General features: G+C 67.1%; 18 protein-coding genes. 7 read left to right on the top strand and 11 right to left on the bottom strand.

Going from position 1 to position 21191, the window contains the following annotated elements; all coding sequences use genetic code 11:
* Positions 1-73 precede the first annotated feature (73 nt).
* On the top strand, positions 74-655 hold the full coding sequence (locus RIdsm_RS09360) for an exopolysaccharide biosynthesis protein (RefSeq protein WP_057813786.1): 582 nt from the start codon (positions 74-76) through the stop codon (positions 653-655).
* 6 nt (positions 656-661) lie between these two features.
* On the opposite strand, the gene ligD is transcribed toward RIdsm_RS09360, so the two are convergent.
* The 6 genes from ligD to coxB form a co-directional block, all read right to left on the bottom strand.
* Positions 662-3088, bottom strand: coding sequence for a DNA ligase D (ligD, locus tag RIdsm_RS09355; protein ID WP_082647274.1), 2427 nt, complete (start codon positions 3086-3088; stop codon positions 662-664).
* A 114-nt stretch (positions 3089-3202) separates the two neighbouring features.
* Entirely contained in the window at positions 3203-4195 is a 993-nt protein-coding gene (locus tag RIdsm_RS09350; protein WP_057813788.1) for a c-type cytochrome, read from the bottom strand.
* On the bottom strand, positions 4192-4764 hold the full coding sequence (locus RIdsm_RS09345) for a cytochrome c oxidase assembly protein (protein ID WP_057813790.1): 573 nt from the start codon (positions 4762-4764) through the stop codon (positions 4192-4194). Before RIdsm_RS09345 ends, RIdsm_RS09350 begins: the two co-directional genes overlap by 4 nt.
* Positions 4761-5150 (bottom strand): hypothetical protein, encoded by a 390-nt coding sequence (locus tag RIdsm_RS09340; RefSeq protein ID WP_057813793.1) that lies wholly within the window; start codon positions 5148-5150, stop codon positions 4761-4763. Before RIdsm_RS09340 ends, RIdsm_RS09345 begins: the two co-directional genes overlap by 4 nt.
* The gene (gene ctaD / locus RIdsm_RS09335; RefSeq protein ID WP_057813795.1) at positions 5147-7720 is read right to left on the bottom strand and encodes a cytochrome c oxidase subunit I; all 2574 of its coding nucleotides are present in this window, start codon (positions 7718-7720) and stop codon (positions 5147-5149) included. Before ctaD ends, RIdsm_RS09340 begins: the two co-directional genes overlap by 4 nt.
* Positions 7717-8706, bottom strand: a complete 990-nt coding sequence (gene coxB / locus RIdsm_RS09330; RefSeq protein WP_057813797.1) for a cytochrome c oxidase subunit II — start codon at positions 8704-8706, stop codon at positions 7717-7719. Before coxB ends, ctaD begins: the two co-directional genes overlap by 4 nt.
* Positions 8707-8843: 137 nt before the next feature.
* On the opposite strand from coxB, the gene RIdsm_RS09325 reads away from it, so the two are divergent.
* Positions 8844-9728, top strand: a complete 885-nt coding sequence (locus RIdsm_RS09325; protein WP_057813799.1) for an alpha/beta fold hydrolase — start codon at positions 8844-8846, stop codon at positions 9726-9728.
* Between the two features lie 6 nt (positions 9729-9734).
* Here the strand turns inward: RIdsm_RS09325 and RIdsm_RS09320 are convergent, their stop codons facing one another.
* On the bottom strand, positions 9735-11357 hold the full coding sequence (locus RIdsm_RS09320; RefSeq protein ID WP_057813802.1) for a class I adenylate-forming enzyme family protein: 1623 nt from the start codon (positions 11355-11357) through the stop codon (positions 9735-9737).
* Positions 11358-11547: 190 nt separating this feature from the next.
* Here RIdsm_RS09320 and RIdsm_RS09315 point away from each other — a divergent pair, with 190 nt between their 5' ends.
* Entirely contained in the window at positions 11548-12924 is a 1377-nt protein-coding gene (locus RIdsm_RS09315; protein ID WP_057813803.1) for an aminotransferase-like domain-containing protein, read from the top strand.
* A gap of 16 nt (positions 12925-12940) precedes the next feature.
* Here RIdsm_RS09315 and RIdsm_RS09310 read toward each other — a convergent pair whose 3' ends face one another.
* Genes RIdsm_RS09310 through RIdsm_RS09300 form a run of 3 tightly spaced genes read right to left on the bottom strand, consistent with a single transcriptional unit; the run spans position 12941 to position 16195 of the window.
* Positions 12941-14560, bottom strand: a complete 1620-nt coding sequence (locus tag RIdsm_RS09310) for a rhodanese-like domain-containing protein (protein WP_057813805.1) — start codon at positions 14558-14560, stop codon at positions 12941-12943.
* The gene (locus tag RIdsm_RS09305; RefSeq protein WP_057813807.1) at positions 14557-15018 is read right to left on the bottom strand and encodes an FAS1-like dehydratase domain-containing protein; all 462 of its coding nucleotides are present in this window, start codon (positions 15016-15018) and stop codon (positions 14557-14559) included. The genes RIdsm_RS09310 and RIdsm_RS09305 overlap by 4 nt, the downstream gene beginning before the upstream one ends.
* Positions 15019-15037: 19 nt before the next feature.
* A complete protein-coding gene (locus tag RIdsm_RS09300; protein ID WP_057813808.1) occupies positions 15038-16195 on the bottom strand; it encodes an acyl-CoA dehydrogenase family protein in 1158 nt (385 codons plus the stop codon).
* A gap of 183 nt (positions 16196-16378) precedes the next feature.
* Between RIdsm_RS09300 and RIdsm_RS09295 the strand changes: the two genes are divergently transcribed.
* On the top strand, positions 16379-16888 hold the full coding sequence (locus tag RIdsm_RS09295; protein WP_057813810.1) for a flavin reductase family protein: 510 nt from the start codon (positions 16379-16381) through the stop codon (positions 16886-16888).
* 24 nt (positions 16889-16912) lie between these two features.
* Here the strand turns inward: RIdsm_RS09295 and RIdsm_RS09290 are convergent, their stop codons facing one another.
* Entirely contained in the window at positions 16913-17134 is a 222-nt protein-coding gene (locus RIdsm_RS09290; RefSeq protein ID WP_057814354.1) for a biotin/lipoyl-containing protein, read from the bottom strand.
* A 105-nt stretch (positions 17135-17239) separates the two neighbouring features.
* On the opposite strand from RIdsm_RS09290, the gene RIdsm_RS09285 reads away from it, so the two are divergent.
* Genes RIdsm_RS09285 through RIdsm_RS09275 form a run of 3 tightly spaced genes read left to right on the top strand, consistent with a single transcriptional unit; the run spans position 17240 to position 21065 of the window.
* Positions 17240-18778, top strand: a complete 1539-nt coding sequence (locus tag RIdsm_RS09285; protein ID WP_057813812.1) for an acyl-CoA carboxylase subunit beta — start codon at positions 17240-17242, stop codon at positions 18776-18778.
* Positions 18775-20352, top strand: coding sequence for an FAD-dependent oxidoreductase (locus RIdsm_RS09280; RefSeq protein ID WP_057813814.1), 1578 nt, complete (start codon positions 18775-18777; stop codon positions 20350-20352). The genes RIdsm_RS09285 and RIdsm_RS09280 overlap by 4 nt, the downstream gene beginning before the upstream one ends.
* The gene (locus RIdsm_RS09275) at positions 20349-21065 is read left to right on the top strand and encodes an enoyl-CoA hydratase/isomerase family protein (protein ID WP_057813815.1); all 717 of its coding nucleotides are present in this window, start codon (positions 20349-20351) and stop codon (positions 21063-21065) included. The genes RIdsm_RS09280 and RIdsm_RS09275 overlap by 4 nt, the downstream gene beginning before the upstream one ends.
* The last annotated feature ends 126 nt before the right edge of the window (positions 21066-21191 follow it).

Here is a 21191-nt window from a genome sequence, read left to right as displayed (position 1 = left end):
CGCCGGAACTTTGCAGACCCGTGTTCGTTATCTTTCCGGCAGGCCACTATACAACCGAGGGAAGACAAAGAAGGTGAGCAAGCGCCGTACCCACGCGTTGAGCGACGTGCTCGACGAGCTTGAAAACACGGTCGACGGCAAGTCGATCGAGGTCGAAGACGTGATCGAGGCCCTCGGCCGGTCGTCGTTTGCCTCGCTCATGCTGGTCTTCTCGCTGATCTCCACCTCGCCCGCCAGCGCGATCCCCGGCGTCACGGCCATCGTCGCCCTGCTGGTCTTCATCCTCGTCGCCCAAATGATGCTCGGGCGCGACGACCTCTGGCTGCCCCGCTTCATCACGCGGCGCAAGCTTTCCACCGAAAAGCTCTGCAAGGGCATCGCCTGGCTGCGCAAGCCGGTGCATTTCATCGAGCGCTTCCTGAAGCCGCGCTTCACGTGGTTCTTTCACCGGCCCTGGATCTGGGTGCCGCTGATCCTCGTCATGGCGCTCACGCTTTTCATGCCGTTCATGGAAATCGTGCCCACCTCGGGCTCCATCGCCTCGGGCGTCATCGCGCTTTTCGCCGCCAGCCTGCTCACCCGCGACGGCGTGCTTGCGCTGGCGTCGCTGGCGCTGCTCTCCGTCATCCCGGTCACGCTCTACTACTGGATCTGACCGCGCCTATCCGGCCCAGTCCTCAAGCGCCTCCATCGCGCCCTTGCCAAGCCCCTGCGCATCGACCTCGCCCAGCGGGCACGTCCGCGACAAGCGGTCCTCCATGTCACCCATATGAAACCCGTCGGGTCGGTCCAGCTCCTCCAACTCATCCCAGCTCACCGGCACAGCCACCGCCGCCCCGGGCCGCGCCCGCAGCGAATAGGGCGCAATCGCCGTCGCCCCCCGCTCGTTGCGGAGCCAGTCGATGAACAGCTTGCCCTTGCGCTTCTCCTTCGACATCGTCGCGGTGTAGCGCTTGGGCTCTTTCTCGGCCAAGGCCTGCGCGAACCCCTTGGCGAAGTCCTTCACCCGATCCCACTCGGCGATCCGCCTCAGCGGCACGATCACATGCACACCCTTGCCACCGGTCACCATCGGCACCGACTGAAGTCCGCAGGCCTCCAGCCCCTCGCGCACCTCGACAGCCGCCCGTTTCACCGCGTCAAAGCCCAAACCCTCGTCGGGGTCGAGGTCGAACACCATCCGGTCGGGCCGTTCCAGCTTGTCCCGCCGCGCCCCCCAGACATGATACTCTACCGCCCCCATCTGCGCCGCCCCGATCAGGCCGGCGGGCGTGGTGACATACATGTAATCTGCCGTGTCCCCGTCCTTCTCCTTGATCGGCACGGTCCTGATGTCCTCAGGAAAGCCTTTCCCCGCATGTTTCTGGAAAAAGCACTCTTCCTCGATCCCGTCCGGACAGCGCAACAGCGACAGCGGCCTGTCCTCGACATGTTCGAGCATCCGCTCGGCCACCCGCGCATAATGCCGCGCCACGTCGCCCTTGGTCAGCCCCGCATCGGGGAACATGACGCGCCCCGTGCTCGACACCCGCACACCGCCGATCTCCTCGTCGCCACTGTCGGTTTCCGCTTCCGCCTTCGCACTCACGTTCTCCGCCTCCTTGTCCTCGCGCAGCCCCTTGTAGGCGCCATGCCTGATCCGTCCTTCGCTGGTGAACTCGGTATACTCCACCTGCGCCACAAGCTCGGGCGTCACCCACTGGGAACCCTTCGTCTCCGACGGCAAATCGCCCTCGAACGGCGCCGTCTTCCGGCCCAGCCGCTTCAGCTCCTTCGCCAGGGCCTCGAAATCCTCGTCATCGAAGCCGGTGCCGACGCGGCCACGATAGACGAACCCCTCGTCCTCGTAGCTCCCCAGCAAGAGCGAGGAAAACGCCCGCCCCTTCTTGTCCGAGGGCGACCAGCCGCCCACCACGAACTCCGCCTCCTGAATGCATTTCGCCTTGATCCAGGCCTTGCTGCGCTTGCCGCTGTAGGGCGCGTCGATCTTCTTCGACACGATCCCCTCGCCGCCGGCTTTGCACATCGCCGCCAGCGCCTCGGCGCCGTCGCCCTCCAGCACCGGGCTCAGCCGAAGCGGCCCGCGCGGCGGCAGATCCCCGAACAGGCCCTCCAACGCTTCACGCCGCTCCGACAAATGCTTTCCGGTCAGGTCGTCTCCATCCAGGTGCAGGCAATCGAACGCGTGTAACACCAGCGGATCACCCGCCTTCAAAGCCGCCTGCAACTCCGAAAACCCGCCCCGCTCGGCCACCACCTCGCCATCGATCAGCGCGGCATCACATGGCAGCGCATCCGCCGGCCCGCACAGCGCCCCGAACCGGTCGGACCAGTCCTTGCCGTTGCGCGTGTAAAGCCGCACGCCGCCCTTGCCCACGGCCATCAGGCAGCGATACCCGTCGAACTTCACCTCGTGCTGCCACCCCTCGCCCTCGGGCGGTTCATCCTTCAGCGTCGCCAGCTCCACTTTCCGGAACCGCGGCAGCGCCTTCTTGTGCGTCACCGCCTCGAAAGCCGGCGTGTCGGCCGCAATCTCCCGCATCGTCCGGCCGGTCGTCACGCTTCGCTTATACTTGTTGACCAGCGCATCGGCACTCCGCCCGGCGAAATCGTCCCGCTCCTTGATCAGCAGCCAGTTGTCGCGATCCCCCTTGCCGCCGCCCATCTTCACCAGCACCCAGCCGCCTTCCATCCGCGCACCATGCAGCCGGAAATGCAGCTTCCCTTCCTTCAGGCCCTTCGCCACATCATGCAGCGGCTCCCACGCTCCGCTGTCCCACAGCATCACGGTGCCGCCGCCATACTCGTCTTCCGGAATCGTCCCTTCGAAGCTGCCATAGGCGACAGGATGATCCTCCGTCCTGACCGCCAGCCGCTTTTCCGACGGGTCATCCGACGGCCCCTTTGTCACGGCCCACGACAAAAGGACCCCGTCCCATTCCAGCCGGAAATCGAAATGCAAGCTGCTCGCATCATGCTTCTGCACGACGAACGACGCCTGCGATCCGCCGGCCAGGGCCGCCTCGCCCCGCGGCTCCGGGGTGGTGTCGAAATCACGTTTGTCGTTATAGCGGTCGAGCTTGTTCATGGCATTTGTCCTGACAGTTTCCGCGCAGTCCATCGGCCTGAGCCGGGCTGCCCCGGCGACAGGCCACATCGGCAAAACGCACATCTCCTTTGAAAGTTTCCGCGCCGCGGGGTCTCACCGGCCCGCGAAATAGGCGGCCAGCGCCGCGATCTCCGCATCGCTCAGATCCCGCGTCGCGGCCCGCATCAGCGGGTCATGCTCCAGAACTCCGTCCCGCCACAGCGTCAACTGCACCTCCATGAACCCCCGCCGCTGCCCATCCAGCACCGGCCCTTTCCGCTGTCCGTCCTCCCGCTCGCCGTGGCACGCCAGACAGGTCGGCACGTCCCGCGTCCCCTCTCTCGCCAGCGCCTCGCCCTTCGACGCCAGTTCCGCGTCGGCCACATCCTCGTCACCCGCCTCGTCCGCCGTCTCCGCGAAATGCCGCGCCAGTTCCGCCAGCCGCGCCTCGGGCACCGAGGTCACCGCCTGCGCCATGATCCCGCTCGGCCGCTTGCCCGAAAGGTAGGCCTGCAACTGCTCTTCCAGGTACTCCGCCTGCAGAATATCGAGCCGTGGCACCTGCCCGCCGACACGCCCGTGACAACTCGCACAATACTCCTCCGGCTCATCCTCCCCCGCCAGCTCCGGCGCCGCCTCCTCCTGCACCGACACGAGGTAGGCCACCACCGCCCAAACCTCATCATCCCGGCCACCCACGGGCCAGGCCGGCATCCCGGTCATCTTCACCCCGTTCTCGACGATCCAGAACAGCTCGTTCGGCTCCCAATGCGCCACCGCCTCGTCGATATGCGGCGGCGCCGGCACCATCGCCTGCATCGTCGCGCTCGCCGGCTCTCCGGGCATGCCGTGGCACGGCACGCAGGCCGTCGCGTAATGCCCCGCCCCCAGCGCGATCAGGTCCTTATCGTCCAGCTCCGGCACCGTCTCCTCCGACGGCGCCCGCAGCCAGACCGAGTTCCGAAACGTCGTATGCAACACCCAGCTCACCCCCGGCAGGTGCCCGGTCACGGCCGACACGTTGTAAAGCCCAAACCACACCACGGCCACCGCCCCGGTCAGGCCCAGCGCCGCCAGCGCGGCCAGCGTCAGCAACACCGCCCTCATGCCGCCCCCCGCTCTCTCAACGACATCCCAGTCAGCATCAGCCCCGCGATCAGGTAGACCGGCGTCCCGATCCCCAGCATCAGCATCCCGCCGACCTGCTGGCCCGAAAGATCCGGCGCGGTCCCGCAGATCTCGGCATAAAGATCCCGCGGCGCCAGCACGATCAGCGCTCCCAGAAGCGTCATGTGCATAGAGGTCAGCAAAAGCCCCCCGGCCCCGGCGAGCGGCCTGTCCCGCCGCAAGCACCCGGCCCAGACCAGCAACCCGACGATCAGGAAGCTCGCCTGCTCCGCCACGAAGCCCAGCGCTACCGTCCGCCCCAGCCCGTGCGCCACCGGCAGGTGCCACGCCCAGACCACCACGAACTCCGCCGCGGCCGCCGCCAGCGGCGGCACCGCCAGCCGCTCCGTCAGCCTAGGCAGCCCCAGCACGACCAGCGGTGCCGCCACCGCCACCAGCACCATGTGCCGCAGCATATGCGCCGCGAAAACCGGCATCCCCGCCTCAAGCGGCAACACCCACACCGCCGCCAGCAAAACCAACCCGGGTACCAAGAACCGCGCGGTCATGAGCACCCCCCCAGCATCACCAGCGGCAACGACACGAACACCACGCCGAGAAACGAAATGATCGCCAGCAGAAACGCCGCATGCCCCAGGAAATGGTGCCGGTCCTCGGCCCGCCCCCAGCTGTTGAAGTAATCCCCCGTTTCATGCAGATTCCACTGCCGCCAGCTACCCCAGCCCACCCAGACGATCGCCACCAACGCCCCGACGCTGAACACCAGCAGCCCGGTCCGCGCCATGCCGATATCCCAACCCTTCGCACAGTTCACCGCCACCAGCCCGTAGCAGATCACGAAATGAATGGCCCAGATCAGCGGCCCCGTCGTGATCTTCAACAGGCTCGCCCGCTCCTCGGCAAATTCCTCCAACTGCTCCTTCCGTTCGCTCATAGCACCCCCGGGGCAAGGCCCATCACCGCACAGGTCACCAGCGCCGCCAGCACCTGGAAATGCCAGTAAAGCGAGACGTTCCAGATATCGGCGTCATAAACCGGCGTCAGCTTCCCGAAGAGCGACCCGGCCAGACAGTAAAGCTGCATGATCACCCCGGCCCCGGCATGCACCGTGATCCAGATCGCCAGCGCCCAAAGCACCGCCGGATAGACATGCGTCTCCGGCGCCAACTCCCACACCGACAGCAGTAACGCCGCGACACCGCCGGCCGCAAGAAACGGCGCTACGGCCAGACACGCCCTCGCCGCCCCGACCGCCCAGCGCCGGTTCAACTCTCGCGCCCCTAGGGTCAGCGCCCATGACAGCGCCAAACCGACCCCAGCCAGCCCCACCAGCCCCGCCTCGGCATGCATCGCTCCCTCCGGCGGGAAATCCGCCTGCGAGGTCCAGTAGAAGAAGAACCCGAAGACCAGCGAGGCGAACGCCGTCGCATCCCCCAGCATGGTGATCCACATCGCCCACCAGCCAACCGAGGCATGCCCCGACGCATAGGTCGGCAGGGTCAGCCCCAGCCCCGCATCCTTGCTCGGCGCCTCCGGCACCCGCGCGGTAGAGGTCCAGAGCCAGTAGATGATGCAGCACACCGCCAGCACTGCACAGACGATCGCCGGCGGATACCAGTGAAACGTCGGAAAGATGAACGCCCCCCCGGTGAACCCCGCCGCGGCTTGGGTAATCCACGCCGGCCCCGTCACCCGCTGCACCTGTATGGGCTCGGCATCGATCACCGAGGTCACCAGCGTCTCCCGCCGCCCCTCGACCGCATCGGGCAGGTAATACCGCCCCGCATCGATCCGCGCCTGCATCTCCGGCTGATCCCACAGCGGATACCGGCTCGTCACATGCGGGATCGACCGGATCCCCCACGCCTCCTCGGGCACATCATGGGTCCATTCCAGCGTGCCCGCCTCCCACGGGTTCCGCTCGATCTGCGGCTGGCGGCGCTTGGGCCGCACCAAATCCCACACGAACACCGCGAAACCGGTGGCAATGATGAACGCCCCCACCGTCGAGATCAGGTTCAGCCCGTCCCAGCCAAGCCCCGTGGGATAGGTGTAAATCCGCCGCGGCATCCCCCACAGCCCCGTCAGGTGCATCGGCAGGAAGGTCAGGTTGAAGCCGCAGAAGATCAGCCAGAACGCCCAGCGCCCCAGCCGCTCGGACAACTGCTTCTTCTGGATGAACGGGAAGAAGTAATAGACCCCCGCGATCACCGGAAAGACCATGCCCCCGAACAGCGTGTAATGCAGGTGCGCCACCACGAAATACGTGTCATGCGCCTGAAAATCGAACGGCGCCAGAGCCAGCATCACGCCCGTCAGCCCGCCCATGGTGAAGATCGCCAGGGCGCCTGCGATCCACAGCATCGGCAGCGTCATCTTCACCCGCCCCACCATGAGCGTCGCAAGGAATGCGAAAATCTGCACCCCTGTCGGGATCACCACCGCCTCGGACGCCGCCGAGAAGAACCCAAGCGAGATCGACGGCAAGCCGGTGGTGAACATGTGATGCACCCAGAGCCCGAAGCTCAGAAACCCGGTGCCCACCGCCGACAGCACGATCCACGAATAGCCCACGATCGGCCGCCGCGCGACGGTCGGGATGATCATCGCGGCAATGGCGATCGACGGCAGGAAGATGATGTAGACCTCCGGATGCCCGAAGATCCAGAACAGGTGCTGCCACAGCATCGGGTCGCCGCCCCGCTCGGGGTCGAAGAAGGGCCAGTCGAAACTCCGCTCCAGCTCGAACAGGAAATCCCCCGCGATAAGCGGCGGAAAGGCGAACAGGATCATGCCCCCCACCACCATCACGTACCACGCGTATAGCGGCATGATATTCACCCGCATCCCCGGCGGGCGGCATTTCAGCGTCCCCACGATCAGCTCCACCGCCGCCGCGATCGACGCCACCTCGATGAAACTCAAGCCTAACAGCCAGATATCGCTCCCCGGTCCCTCGTCCTCGGTCGCCAGCGGCGGGTACATGAACCACCCCGCCCTCGGCGCCGCATCGAAGAAGATCGACCCGATCACGAACACCCCGCCGATCAGGAAACACCAATAGCCAAACGCCGACAGCCGCGGAAACGGCATGTCCCTTGCCCCCAGCATCCCCGGCAAAAGCAGAATCGAAATCGCCTCGAACATCGGCACAGCGAACAGAAACATCATCGCCGAGCCGTGCATCGTGAACAGCTGGTTGAACCGGTCCGCCGAGATCAGCTCGCTCTCGGGAAAGGCCAGCTGCGCCCGGATCAGAAGCGCCATGACCCCCGCCAGCAGCATGAAGACCAGCGCGGTCAGGCAATACCACTTGCCCACCTCGCTGTTGTTCACCGCCGTCCAGTAACGGATGCCCTTCGGCGTCGCCCACACCTTCCGCAGCCGCTCGGCCTGGGCCTGCCGCACCTCCTCCGGCACCGGCTCGGCCAGCATCTCCTCGGTCGGCGGATAGGGGCCCGAGGGTTTCGGCAATGCCGATCGGTCCTGGCGGTGATCCGTCATTTCAGCCCCTTCAGATAAGCCGCCATATCGGCGATCTGTCCGTCGTCCAGATGGTCATAGGTCGGCATCCGCACCTCCGGCTTCAGCTCTCCGGTATGCGCGATCCACCGCTCGAACTCCGCAAGCGTCGTGCCCAGCCGCCCGGCGCCCAGCGTCTCGCGGCTGCCCACATGCGTCAGGTCCGGCCCCACCTGCCCGACCGCCTCCGTGCCCCGCACTGCGTGGCAGGCGCCACAGCCTTCCGACCGGAACAACGCCTGGCCACGCATCGCCTCGGCACTCTCCGGCGCCACGGCATCCCCCGCCTCGCGTTCCAGCCACGCGTCGAACTCGTCTTCCGGCATCACGACCGCTGCAAAGGCCATCCACGCATGGCTCACCCCGCAAAACTCGGCGCATTGCCCGCGATACCGCCCCGGCCTTTCCGGATGCAGGCTCACCCGCGTCTCGCGCCCCGGGAACATGTCCATCTTGCCCCCCAGCGACGGGATCCAGAACGAATGAATGACCCGGTCCGCCGCCAGCACGAACTCCGTCCGCTGGCCCGCCGGCAACCGGATCTCGTTCGCCGTGACGACCGGCTCCTCCGCCCCCTCGGGCCAGTACTCCACCCGCCACCACCATTGCTCGCCGGTCACCCGCACCTGCAACCCGTCCCCCGGCGCCCGCTGGTCCGGCAGGATGTTCAGCGCCCAGACCAGCAGCCCGATCAGCAGTACCGACGGCGCGACAATGCCGCCCCCGATCAGGAGCGGCCGCACGAACCCGTCTCCCATCGGGCGGGTGCGCAGACGTGTCAGGGTGTAAAACGCCCCGTTCACCAGCACCCAAAGGATGCAGGCGCCTACCAGCGTCACCCAGAAGATGTTGCGGATCGCTTCAGCATCGCGCCCCGCGGCATCCAGAGCCGATTGCTCCTTCCCGCAAGACACCAGCAAAAACAGCGGCAGCGCACCCGCGACCCCACGGCCGACGAGATCCAGCATCCTTCGGCGTCCCCGGTCACGCTGTCTTGAACTCATGTGGCTCAACGCCACGGAACCGAAACCGGTTCCCCGGCATTGTAACCCGCGCGCGCGTCGGCCATTCTCCGCCCGAAGCCGGACCACCGAGGCGCAGCGCAATGCAAGATTCCAACAAATCCCAACCCGAAGACTGCCGCTGGACGCTCGATGGCCTGCAATACGCTGGCCTCGCCTGGGGCCCGGAAGACGGCCGTCCCGTTCTGGCAACCCACGGCTGGATGGATCACGCCGACAGCTTTCGCGAACTCGGCCCCCGCCTGACCGGATGCCGCGTCGTCGCCATCGACCTCAGCGGACAGGGCCACAGCGCCCACCGCTCCCCTGACGCGACCTACAACCTCTGGGATGACCTGCCGCAAATGGCGGCCCTGCTTGATACGCTCGGGTGGCAGACCGTCACCCTGCTGGGCCATTCCCGCGGCGCCAACATCAACTCGCTTTTTGCCGCCGCCCAGCCCGACCGTATCAATGCCGTCATCGCCCTCGACGCGCTCGTCCCCGACCCGGTCGCCGACGATGCCGTCGTCGACACGCTCCGCGCCTTCATCGAGGAAACCCGCCGCCAAAGCCAAAGGCGCCGCCGCACCTTCACGTCAAAGGACGACTACGTCACCCGCCGCAGCGAACGCCGCAACAGCCGCCAGACCGCCGAAGCGCTCGTCGACCGCGCTGTCGCGGAAACCTCCGATGGCTTCCACACCCGCGCCGATGCCCGCCTCTTCGCCAGCTCCGCCATGAAACTCACCCGGCCACAGGTCGAGGCCGTGCTCCGTGCCCTCACCATGCCGGTCCTGAACATCTGGGCGGAAGGCGGTCTGCCGACCTACACCACCTGGCCCGCCGAGGCCCGCCGCCTCGCCACCAACCTGGTCGCCGATTACGAGGCCATCGACATCCCCGGCGATCACCATGTCCATCTCGACCCGCAGGGCGCCGAGCGCATCGCCACGGCGATCCTCGACTTCCTCGACCGCAAGACCTGAGCGGCCCTACCCGGCCGTCAGCTTCATCCGCGCCATCGCATCCTCGCGCAGCTTGAACTTCTGCACCTTGCCGGTGCCCGACGTCATCGGCAGGTCCTCCACGATGAACGCCTCGCCCGGCATCTTGTAGCTGGCCAGCTTCGGCTTCAGCACCCGCAGGATCTCCGCGCCCTCCAGCCGCGCGCCCTCTTCCGGCACGATATAGGCCACGCCCACGTTGTCGTCGTTGCCCGCCGGAATGCCGACCACCGCGCATTGCCGCACACCCTCGATCTGGGCGATGACATGCTCGATCTCCTGCGGCGCCACGTTGAACCCGCGCGACTTGTAGGCATCGCCAAGCCGGCCGGTGTAGGTCAGCCGCCCGGTCTCGTCCAGCCAGCCGGTATCGCCTGTGCGAAACCAGCCATCCTCGCGCAGCACCCGCGCCGTCTCCTCCGGCTTGTTGTAGTACCCCAGCATGTTGCAATAACCGCGCGACCAGATCTCGCCCTGCTGGCCCGCCGGCACCTCCTTCAGCGTCTGCGGATCGACGATCATCAACTCGATATCGGGCAGCGCGAAGCCCTGCGTCGCATGACGCACCTCGCGCGGGTCGTCCCACCGGTTGCGGGTCAGCACCGTGGTCGTCTCGGTCATGCCATAGCCGGTCATCACACCGGGGATCTTCAGCACGTCCGCCACCTTGTCCAGCACCTCCGGCGCAATCGACAGCACGAACCCGATCCGCAGCGATGCTGTATCGCGCCGCCCAAGGTCCGGATGTTCCGCCAGCTGCGACACGATGGGCGGCAGCAGGTGAATGGCCGTCACCCGCTCCGTCTCCACCGCCGCCAGGCACACGGCCGCATCGAACTGCTCGCCGAGCACCACCTTGGCGCCCCGCGTCCAGAACGGCAGCACGCCGTTCATCGTCGCCATCGAGCCGAAAAGCGGGATCGACATGTAAAGACAATCGCTCTCGTCGAATTCCACCCGGATGCCGATATCCCAGCCCTTGCGCCACACATGATGCCCGATCATCGCCCCCTTCGGCAGCGCCGTTGTCCCCGAGCTGTAGGCAATGATGCCAGGCTGGTTCATGTCCCTTTCAAGCGGCGGCACGGGCAGCCCCTCCGGCGCCGGTCCCGACCAGTCGGTGAGCCCGGAATAGCCCTCAGGCGGGGTATCGGCCACGATCACCCAACGCAGCTTCGGCAGCTTCTCCGAACCGACTTCGCCGGGCCTGCCATCCCGCACCGCCGGCGCCAGCTCCGCCAGCTCGCCCACGAAATCGCGGAACGCCCCCTGCCCGGGGATGAACACCGCGTCGCTCTCCGACTGCGCCAGTTGATAGGCGATCTCGTCGGGCCTCAACCGCGTGTTGATCATCACCGCCGTCATGCCCATCTGCGCGGCCCCCAGCCACATGAACAGGAACTCCGGCCGGTTCGGCATCAGGATCGCAACCTTGTCCCCGCGCACCAGGCCCAGATCGGCCAGCCGCGCCGACACGCTGTCGGCCTCCGCCTTGAGGTCGGCGAAACTGTAGCGCCTGTCGCGGAACACCAGCGCATCGTTCTCCGGGTAGGTCGCAGCCACCAGCGCGAGGCTCTCCGCGTAAGTTTTGCCGAGGAACGGATTATCCATGGGTCAAGCTCTCCCTGCTCAATCTTGACTTTGGGCCGACTTGTCGCTGTGGACTGGCGACCATTGCCCGGAAATTTCGACACATTCGAACGATTGTGGCTTTATTCGCCGCAAGTGTATCGTCTATGATCGAGACAATTACCGGTGCAATCCCGGCAGTACGTAAGGAACAAACCGAAGGAAGCCGACCATGTGGGTACCTGAAATCGCCGACAGCGAAGGGCCGCGCTACCTTGCGCTGGCCAGCGCCATTTCTCAAGCCATCGAAAGCGGCGAACTGCAGCCCGGCGCCCAGCTTCCGCCCCAGCGCGACCTCGCCCGAGAACTGAAGGTCACCGTCGGCACCGTCGGCCGCGCCTACAACATCGTCCGCGAACGACAGCTTCTCAGCAGCCAGGTCGGCCGGGGCACCTTCGTACGCGAAGCCGCGATGGAAGAGGGCATGCTCAGCCCCCTGCCCGAGCGCCAGCCGGGCACCATCGACTTCGCCTGCTTCAGCCTCTCGGTCCCGGGGCTCGTCGATTCGATCTCCAATGCCATGATCAATGTCGGCCATCGCTCCAGCCTGATGCCGCTCCAGAAATACGCGCCCGCCGTCGGCTTCCTGCCGCACCGCACCGCCGGCGCCACCTGGATCTCGCGCACCGGCTTCAAACCCGCGCCCGAACTCACCATGGTCACCAACGGCACCCAGCAGGCGCTGATGCTCGCCATCACCGCGCTCAGCAAGGCCGGCGAAACCGTCCTCGTCGAAGACCTCGCCTATTCCGGCATCAAGGCCCTCGGCTCGCTGCTCGAGCGCAACCTTCAGGGCGTGGCGATCGACGATCAGGGCGTGATCCCCGAAGACCTCGACCGCCGCATTTCCGAAACCGGCGTGCGCCTCGTCTACATGCAGCCCACCTGCCACAATCCGACCGGCGCGGTGATGCCCGAATCCCGCCGCCGCGAGATCGCCGAGATCATCACCCGCCACGGCGTCATCGCCATCGAGGATGACGGCGCCATCGGCGGCCTGCGCGACCGGCCCATGCCGCTGGCCCATTTCGCCCCCGCGAACGTAATCTACGTCACCGGCCTGTCGAAATGCGTGAGCCCCGCCATGCGCGTGGGCTACCTCGTCAGCCCGCCGCAGCTTTTCGAACAGCTCGGCACCACCCTGCACGCCCTGACGCTCGCCAACCCGCCGCTGATGGCCGAGGTCGCCACCGCCCTGATCAACGAGGGCACCGCCGAAACCGTCGCCCAGCGCAACCTCGAGGCCCTCGCCGCCCGGCACGAAATGATGAGCCGCCGGCTTCACGGCGTGCCCCACAGCAGCCACCCGGCCGCCTTCTTCATCTGGCTCCACCTGCCCGACCACTGGACCTCGCTGGAATTCTACGAGGCCGCCCGCCGGGCCGGCGTCTCGGTCGTGCCCGCCGACAATTTCATGATCCGCCCGGGCGCGGCACCCGCCGTGCGCATCTCGGTCAACCCGTGGCAAAAACCCGAAATGGTGGAAAAGGGCATCGACATCCTCGCCGGCCTCATGGCCGAGCGGAACGCCCCGCCGATGATGGTCTGACCCTGCCCGCATCTCGTCAGGCCCCGGCCGACCCGCCGGCAGCCGCCGACGGGCTCTTCCCGTCCGGCGCGCCTCCGGTCAGGCCGATTTCCCACTCGAGATACGCGCGCATCCCCTCCAGCCCCTTGGCATAGGGCGGCTCGACGATATCGAGCGCATGGGCCGGCAGGTTCCCGGTGTCCACCGCTCCGCCCAGCGCCCGCCAGTCGCGCATGTCGGCATCCAGCGCCACCGCCTTCGGATATCCCGTCCGCAACAGCGCCTCCGCGCCCAGCATCGCCTGCACCCGGTCATGCGCCGTCACCACCACCAGGTCCCCGGGCGAGGCATGCCGCCGGATCTCGTGCTCCAGCCACCCCCGCGAAATCCAGATCGCCCCGGGCAGGTGCCCGCGCGCATAGGCGCGGCTGGAACTCACGTCGATCGTCACCGGCACGTCGTCGCGGCGCAGCCGCTCGTTCAGCTCGCCCGCGCCAATCTTCGGCACCTCGGCCACCACGCGATCCACAAGCTCCGGCCTCTGCCGCCCCCGGCCCGTGGCCATGTCCTGCCCGGCTTCGCGCCAGGCCGGCACACCGCCCTCCAGCACGAAGACCTGCGCAAAGCCCATCCGTTTCAGCCACCACGCCGCCAGCCACGCCCGCGCATCGCCGTCATCCGTCACCACCACCGGCGCGCCGGGCACCGCAAGGAAGTCATCCGTCCGCTGGATCGCCTGCCCCCCGGGCAGACAGATCGCCCCGGGCACATGCCCTGCCTCGAACGCCTCCAGCGCCCGCACGTCCAGCACGTAGGGCCGCTCGGGCCCGGCCTCCGCGCGACGCCTTGCCAGATCGGCCGCCGCAACGGGCACCACGCCCTGCGACAGCGCCAGCTCCCGCGCCCGCGCCGCGACCGCGACCACATCGGCCTTTGCCGCGCCGGGCATCTCCTCGCCCGCGCCGCTCTCCACCTCTCCACCGGCCAGCCGCCAGCCCATCGTGCCGTTTTCCAGCGCCGCGCAGGCATAGCCCAAGGCCCCCGCCGTCGCCGCGGCGATGATCGACCTCGTCCGCCCGGCGCAATTCAGAATGATCCGGTCACTCTGCCGCGCCAGCCCCGGCAGATGCCCCGCCAGGTCGAACCCGGGCAGCGACACCGCCCCCTCCAGGTGATGATCCGCGAACTCCCGTGCCGTGCGCACGTCGCAGATCGCTCCCGCACCGCCACGCATCAGCTCCGCGGGCGTCACCACCTTGACGCCGTCGCCCTCCAGAACCTCTTCGCCGAACCTCTTGCTGGGCACATTGACACCGGTCGCCAGCGCACGGCCTTCCATGCTCCAGCCCAGCACGCCGCCCGCCAGGATTTCCACCCGCTCGACGCCCAGCTCGCCCAGCCGGTCTGCCGCCAAGGCGGCCCGGCGGTCTCCCGGCCGGCCGCTGTCATACACCACCACCGGCCAGCCGGCGTCGGGCATCACCTCGAGCGCCCGGAACTCCAGCATCCGCCGCGGCAGCGACGTCGCCCCCGGCACATGCCCGCGCTCGAACTCCCCGGCATCGCGGACATCCAGCAGCGCCCAGCCCCGCCGCGGCCAGTCCATGCCCCGCGCCACAAGCTCAGCCGCCCCGATCGTTCCCGCCTCGGCCGTCACGATCCGCGTACCTTGCTGTCGAGCCCGCGATAGACGGTCGTCCTGCGATGGGCGAAAACATCCCGCCCCTCCGCATCCAGGCCGCGCACCTCCTGAAGCATCAGGTCCATGCTGCCCGATCGGCCCTCCTTCCGCGTCACGTCCAGCAATGTCATCCGACAGCTCAGCACATCCCCGACCGTGATCGGCCGCGTGTAGGAAAACCCGTGCTCGCCCGCCAGGAACCGCTTGCGATCAAGCCCTTCCCACCACGGCGGAATGTCCGGCATCACGAAACTCACCGGAAAGCTCGGCGGCGCGATCACGTCCGGATAACCCTGCGACCGCGCAAATTCCGCGTCCCGCCACAGCGGGTTGTCATCCCCGATCGCCTCGGCAAACCGCCGGATCGCCCCGCGCTCCACCTCCACGATCCATGTATCGCTCGACGTCCCGATCAGGCTTCTGTCGATCTCCATGAGTATCCGCCCTCCCGGTTCAGCTGCGCTTCCACTGGCTCGACGACCGCTCGAGGATGGCCCCGGCGATCATGTTCTTGTGAATCTGCATCGTCCCGCCATAGATCGACCCGCCCCGCACCTCGGCATAGCGATGCACCAGCGGGTATTCCTTGGTATAGCCGTTCGCTCCCATGATCTGGATCGCGTCGTCGCACACCTCCTTGGCGGCCTTCGCGGTAAAAACCTTGGCAATCGACGTCTCGGTGGGCGAAGGCAGCCCCGTCTTCACAGCCGTCGCCGCCGCCCGCCAAGTCAGCAGCGCCGCCGCATCCAGCTTCACCCGCATGTCGGCCAGCATCCACTGGATCCCCTGGAAATCGGCCAGCTCACGGTTGAACTGCTTGCGCTCCTTGGCATAGCCCAGCGCCATCTCGTAAGCCGCTTCGGCCGACCCGATCATGCGCGAGATCGAGCCAAGCCGCTCGGCATTGTAGACACTGATCAGCTTGCCGAACGCCCCGCCATCGACCAGCACGTTCTCCTTCGGCACCCGGCACTCATCGAAATACAGCTCGAACAACAGCTCGTCGGCCATGTTGAGCGTGCCTTCCGAGTGGCTGAACCCCGGCGCGTCATGCGGCACGATCACCGCGCCGATATCTCCCGGCCGCCCGGTAGTGCCGAACCGGCAATAGACCAGCGTGTAATGGTTGTTGTTCACGAAGCTCACGAACTGCTTCGAGCCGTTCAGCACCACCTCGTCGCCCTCGACCTTCGCGCTGGTCTTCATCGCGGTCGCCGCCGACCCGGCGTCGGGCTCCGTAATCCCGATGGAAATCCCGATCTCGCCCTTGCAGGACGGGATGACGAAGGCCTCCTTCTGCGCCTGCGTGCCGTATTCCGCCACAGCCCCCACGGCGCCGGTCGAGCTACGATGCGCGATCCCGCCCAGAAGCGGCGCCGCCTTCTGCAACGCGCGCGTCACCAGCAGAGTATCCAGAAGCGGCACGCCCATCCCGCCCAATTCCTCGGGAAGGTTCAGGCCCAGAAGCCCCTGCTCGGCCATCGTCCGGCGCAGCCCATTGACCCCTTCGGGCGTGTCCGCGGCATCCAGCATGGGGATCAGCTTGCGCTCGGCCACCTCTTCCGCCGCGCGCACCAGCTCGGCCTGCCGCTCGTTCAGGTCAAAATCCATGCAAGACACCTCCTCCCATAAGAATCGCCGGCCTGGGCCGGCGAATTGTCTTTCAATGATATGACAATCATTACGCATTGTTATCTTGCTGGCAAGAACAATATATGCATAATGTATCGCAGTAATCGAGCCGACGCCCCCGCCAGGACACACCGGGGTCATCGGCGCCTCGGGAGGGAAAGCATGAACATGAGCCACACGTCGTTCACCGCCGCCGGACCAGACGAATTCCGCATGGGCATGCGGCGCCTCGCGGCCGCCGTGAACGTTATTTCGACCGAATCCGACGGCGAACTCTACGGCATGCTCGCCACCGCCGTCTGCTCGGTCAGCGCCGAGCCGCCCACCCTTCTGGTCTGCGTGAACAAGTCCGCCTCCGCCTGCGGGCCCATCGCGGAAAGCAAGCGGTTCTGCGTGAACGTCCTCAGCGAAAAGCAACAGGACCTCGCCAACCAGTTCCTGAACGTCGAAAGCACCAGGCGCCTCGATCTGTGCAACTGGACCCGGCTCGCCACCGGCGCCCCGGCCATCGAGGGCTCGCTGGTCAGCTTCGACTGTGAGGTCGACCAGGTCATCATGTCGGGCACACACGCGATCTTCATCGGCCGCGTCGTGGTGGCCTCCCTGCCCGAGGCCGCCTCGCCCCTGCTCTATTTCGATGGCGCCTATAGCGGCATGAGCGCCGTCGCCTGAGGCGCGGCGCGCACGCCCGTGCCGTCAGCTCTCGATGACCGCGATCACCGCCCCTTCCTCGATCTCGTCGTCCTTCGCGACACGCAGTTCGACCACCTTGCCGGCCACAGGTGCCTCGATGGCGATCTCCATCTTCATGGCCTCCGCGATCACGACCTCATCGCCCGCGTTGACCGTGTCGCCGACCGAGACCGGAACCTCCCAGACCGATCCGGTGACCGTCGCCGTGATCTCAGTACGCGCCATGTGCAACTCCATTCTTTCTTCTTAAATGAAACCATAGTTATTGGCACAATGCTGGTCAATTGTTATAGTGAATCGGAAACAAAAATGAAAACGGACAGGGACTGAATGGACAAGAAGACACTCGAAGAGCTCGAAGCGCGCCGCGCCGCCGGGCGCCGGATGGGCGGCCCCGACCGGCTCGAGCGCCTCGCGAAGCAGAACAAGCTCGACGCGCGCACGCGCCTCGACATCCTGCTCGACCCGGGCTCCTTCTCCGAGCTGGGCGTCCTCGGCCGAAGCCCCCACCCCGACCTGCACGACCGCACCCCCGCCGACGGGCTGATCGCCGGCAAGGGCACCATCGACGGCCGGCTCGTCTATGTCTGCTCCGAAGACGCCTCCGTCGTCGGCGGCACCCGCGGCCGCACCGCCGAGGCCAAGATCTCGCGCCTCCGCGAACTCGCCCTCAAACACTCCGCCCCCTATATCGCCCTGATGGAAGCGGGCGCCGGACGATTCCAGGAGAACAACGGCGCTGCCGCCGCGGCCATCGGCAACCGCTTCCGCGAGCACATGCAACTCTCGGGCCGCGTGCCGCAGGTCGCCGCCATCATGGGCGCCTGTTTCGGCGGCCCCTCCTTCACCGCCGCCCAGTCCGACTTCGTGCCGATGACGAAGAACAGCGGCTTCATGGGCATGTCCGGCCCCGCCGTCGTCCGAGTCGGCATCCGCAAGACCGTCACCCCCGACGAACTCGGCGGCTGGCAGATGTCGTCAGAGGTCACCGGCCAGGCCGATTACGTCGGCGAAGACGATCGCGACGTGCTGCTCTCGATCCGCAAGTTCCTCTCCTACTTCCCCTCCAACTGCGACCACCTCCCACCCCGCCTCGCGCCCGAGCCCGCCCTTTGCGACACCGAAGACGGCGCCGAGGCCCTCAACGCGCTGGTCCCCGACAACCACCGCCGCGCCTATGACATGCACCGCCTGATCGAGCTCATTGTCGACGGCGGCCAAAGCTTCCCCTTCCGCCCCGCCTACGGCAAGGGCCTGCTCACCCATTTCGCCCGGTTCGACGGCCATACCGTGGGTCTCGTCGCCAACAACCCGATGCACTGGGCCGGCGCGATGGATGACAAGGCGGCCCACAAGCTGCGCAAGTTCGTCGACACCTGCAACGCCTTCCACATCCCGCTCGTCTTCCTTACCGATTGCCCCGGCTTCATCGTCGGCCCCGAGATCGAGGAAAAACGCATGGTCTCTCTCGCCGCGCGCATCCTCAACAGCGTTGCCTCAAGCGAGGTGCCAAAGGTCACCGTCGTGATCCGCAAGGCCATCGGGCTGGCCTACCTCGCCCTCGGTGGCAAGACGATGGGCCCCGACCGCCTCGTCGCCTGGCCCACCGCGCAATTCGACGTGATGGGCCCCGCCGCCGGGGTCGAGCTGACCTATGGCCAACAAATCCGCGAGGCCGACTCGCCCGACGACAAGCGCCGCGAGCTCCTCGCCCAGGCCGAAGAGGATGCCTCCGCCTACATCGCCGCCGAGCAGGGCCTGATAGACGACATCATCCGCCCCGACGAAACCCGCGCCACCATCATCGAGGCGCTGGAAAGCGCCCACGCCACCCGCCGCACCGGCTTCGTCTCGCGGATCGACCCATGAGCGGCTGGACAGACGAGGCCGACATCGTCGTCGTGGGCTTCGGCGCCGCCGGCGCCACCGCCGCCTACGAGGCCGCCGCCAACGGCGCCGACACCCTGCTGCTTGAGAAAATGCCCTTCCCCGGCGGCCTCTCCATCGCCTCCGCCGGCGGCATCCGCGTGAGCCACCAGCCCGAAAAGGCCCTCGACTACCTCCGCGCCACCTGCGGCGGCAATACCCCCGACGACATCCTGCAGGCCTTCGCCACCGGCATGGCCAAGGCCCCCGTCTACCTGAAAACCCTCGCCGACACCTGCGGCGCCGAGATGCGCGTCATCGACGCGCTCGGCAACTACCCCTACCCCGGCTACGACGCGCTGGCCTATGCCGAGGTGACCGCCCTGCCCGAGATCGACGGCGCCGACAGCTACCACGCCATGTCGCCCGTCAAGAACGGCACCCGCCTCTTCCGCGTCCTTGAGCACGCCGCCCAATCCGCCGGCGTCCGCATCGAGACGAACGCGCCCGTCCACCGCCTTGTCACCGGCGAAAACGGCGCCGTCACCGGCCTCACCGCCACCATCGACGGCACCGCCCGCCGGATCCGCGCCCGCCGCGGCGTCATCCTCACCTGCGGCGGCTTCGAGCACGCCCCCGAGATGCAGGCACAATACTTCCAGGGCGGCCCACTCATCCCCGGCGCCTTCCTCGGCAACACCGGCGACGGCATCCGCATGGCCCAAGCGGTCGGCGCAGACCTCTGGCACATGTGGCATTACCACGGGCCCTACGGCCTCAAGCACCCCGATCCCGACTACCCGTTCGGCCTGTTCCTCAAGGCGGTCCCAATGTGGACGCCGGGTCGCCTCGACATGCTGGCCGATCTCGGCCTCGAAGGCAGCGAGACACCACAAACCCGCGCCAGCACCCGCTCCCTCGCGCCGCTCGCCTGGATCGTGGTCGATTCCACCGGAAACCGCTTCATGGACGAATACCCGCCCTACCCCGGCGATTCCGGCGCCCGCCCCTTCGACGTGTTCGACTTCGGCACCCAGAGTTTCCCGCGCAAACCCGCCTTCATGATCTTCGACGAAAACGGCCGCAAGATGTACCCGATGGGCCGCGTCGTTCATAACGACCCCCACCCCCGCCACGAGTGGAGCGCCGACAACCTGACGGAAGTCGAGATGGGCATCTTCCAGAAGGCCGACACGCTGGAAGAACTGGCCCGCCTCACCGGCACCCCGCCCGAGACGCTCCGCGAGACCGTCGCGGCCTGGAACATCGCCTGCGAAACCGGCACCGACACCGCGTTCAACCGCCAGCCCGACACCATGCGCCCCATCGACACCCCGCCCTTCTACGCGGGCGAAGTCCAACCCATCGTCATCAACACCCAAGGCGGCCCCCGCCGCAACGTGCATCAGCAGGTCGTCGACCCCTTCGGCGATCCGATCCCCGGCCTCTACGCCGCGGGCGAGCTGGGCAGCATCTTCGGCCATGTCTACATGAGCGGCGGCAACCTCACCGAATGCCTCGTCGGCGGCTGGACAGCGGCCCGCCACGCGCTCGGCCGCCAAAAGGCGCCGTCATGAGCCTCGTCACCTTCGCCATCACCGACGGCATCGCCCGGCTGACCCTCAACCGGCCCGACAAGCGCAACGCCCTCAACGCCGAGCTGATGGACGCCATCGTCGCCTCCCTGCGCGAGGCCGAAGCGCGCGCCCGCGTCGTGACGATCTCCGGCCAGGGCCCCGCCTTCTCCGCCGGGGCCGACCTCAAGGCGGTCGGTGCCATGACCACCGAGGCCGAATTCCGCGCCCATGCCGACCGCATGGGCGGCCTCTTCGCGACCCTCTCCGACCTCGCGATCCCCAGCATTTCCGTGGTCACCGGCCCGGCCCTCGGCGCCGGCTGCGGCATGGTCTGCGCCGGTACCCTCGCCATCGCCGGCCCCGGCGCCCGCTTCGGCTTCCCCGAACTCAGCAAGGGCGTCCTGCCCGCCCTCGTCGTGCCGCCCCTCGTGGCCGTCATCGGCGAACGCCGGGCGTTCCACGTGCTCTGCACCGAAACGCCCCTGACCGCGGCCGACGCCTTCGATCTCGGCATCGTCACCCAACTCTCCGACACGCCGGAGGACGCGGCCGAGGCGCTGGCCCGCCAACTCGCCGACCTGCCGCCCGCCCGCCTGCAGCAGATTCGCCGCCTCGTCCGCGCCTCCGCCACCGCCCCCGCTGCCGAGGCCCGGCAACTCGCGACAGAGGCGAACGTGGCCGACCGGCTGGAACGAAATGCAACACAGGATTGAATCCCAGAATGTGTCGATCCAATTTGCGATACAATTCCGCAATTGAACGCATATAAATGAGATAATTTGCTTGCATTCAGATTGATCAATTTCCTAAGTTGAAACGGCGATACGTGAGTCTGCAAC

It is taken from the genome of Roseovarius indicus (assembly GCF_008728195.1).
GTDB classification, from domain to species: Bacteria; Pseudomonadota; Alphaproteobacteria; order Rhodobacterales; family Rhodobacteraceae; genus Roseovarius; species Roseovarius indicus.
The sequence above is the reverse complement of the archived record's forward strand: the minus strand, read 5'-3'. Positions and strand labels throughout refer to the sequence as shown.

Bases quoted from the DNA above. Each gene is read 5' to 3' on its own strand.
- ligD (WP_082647274.1), bottom strand. From the start codon at position 3,088: ATGAACAAGCTCGACCGCTATAACGACAAACGTGATTTCGACACCACC.
- RIdsm_RS09350 (WP_057813788.1), bottom strand. From the start codon at position 4,195: ATGAGGGCGGTGTTGCTGACGCTGGCCGCGCTGGCGGCGCTGGGCCTG.
- RIdsm_RS09345 (WP_057813790.1), bottom strand. From the start codon at position 4,764: ATGACCGCGCGGTTCTTGGTACCCGGGTTGGTTTTGCTGGCGGCGGTG.
- RIdsm_RS09340 (WP_057813793.1), bottom strand. From the start codon at position 5,150: ATGAGCGAACGGAAGGAGCAGTTGGAGGAATTTGCCGAGGAGCGGGCG.
- ctaD (WP_057813795.1), bottom strand. From the start codon at position 7,720: ATGACGGATCACCGCCAGGACCGATCGGCATTGCCGAAACCCTCGGGC.
- coxB (WP_057813797.1), bottom strand. From the start codon at position 8,706: ATGCTGGATCTCGTCGGCCGTGGGGTCGCGGGTGCGCTGCCGCTGTTT.
- RIdsm_RS09325 (WP_057813799.1), top strand. From the start codon at position 8,844: ATGCAAGATTCCAACAAATCCCAACCCGAAGACTGCCGCTGGACGCTC.
- RIdsm_RS09320 (WP_057813802.1), bottom strand. From the start codon at position 11,357: ATGGATAATCCGTTCCTCGGCAAAACTTACGCGGAGAGCCTCGCGCTG.
- RIdsm_RS09315 (WP_057813803.1), top strand. From the start codon at position 11,548: ATGTGGGTACCTGAAATCGCCGACAGCGAAGGGCCGCGCTACCTTGCG.
- RIdsm_RS09305 (WP_057813807.1), bottom strand. From the start codon at position 15,018: ATGGAGATCGACAGAAGCCTGATCGGGACGTCGAGCGATACATGGATC.
- RIdsm_RS09300 (WP_057813808.1), bottom strand. From the start codon at position 16,195: ATGGATTTTGACCTGAACGAGCGGCAGGCCGAGCTGGTGCGCGCGGCG.
- RIdsm_RS09295 (WP_057813810.1), top strand. From the start codon at position 16,379: ATGAACATGAGCCACACGTCGTTCACCGCCGCCGGACCAGACGAATTC.
- RIdsm_RS09290 (WP_057814354.1), bottom strand. From the start codon at position 17,134: ATGGCGCGTACTGAGATCACGGCGACGGTCACCGGATCGGTCTGGGAG.
- RIdsm_RS09285 (WP_057813812.1), top strand. From the start codon at position 17,240: ATGGACAAGAAGACACTCGAAGAGCTCGAAGCGCGCCGCGCCGCCGGG.
- RIdsm_RS09280 (WP_057813814.1), top strand. From the start codon at position 18,775: ATGAGCGGCTGGACAGACGAGGCCGACATCGTCGTCGTGGGCTTCGGC.
- RIdsm_RS09275 (WP_057813815.1), top strand. From the start codon at position 20,349: ATGAGCCTCGTCACCTTCGCCATCACCGACGGCATCGCCCGGCTGACC.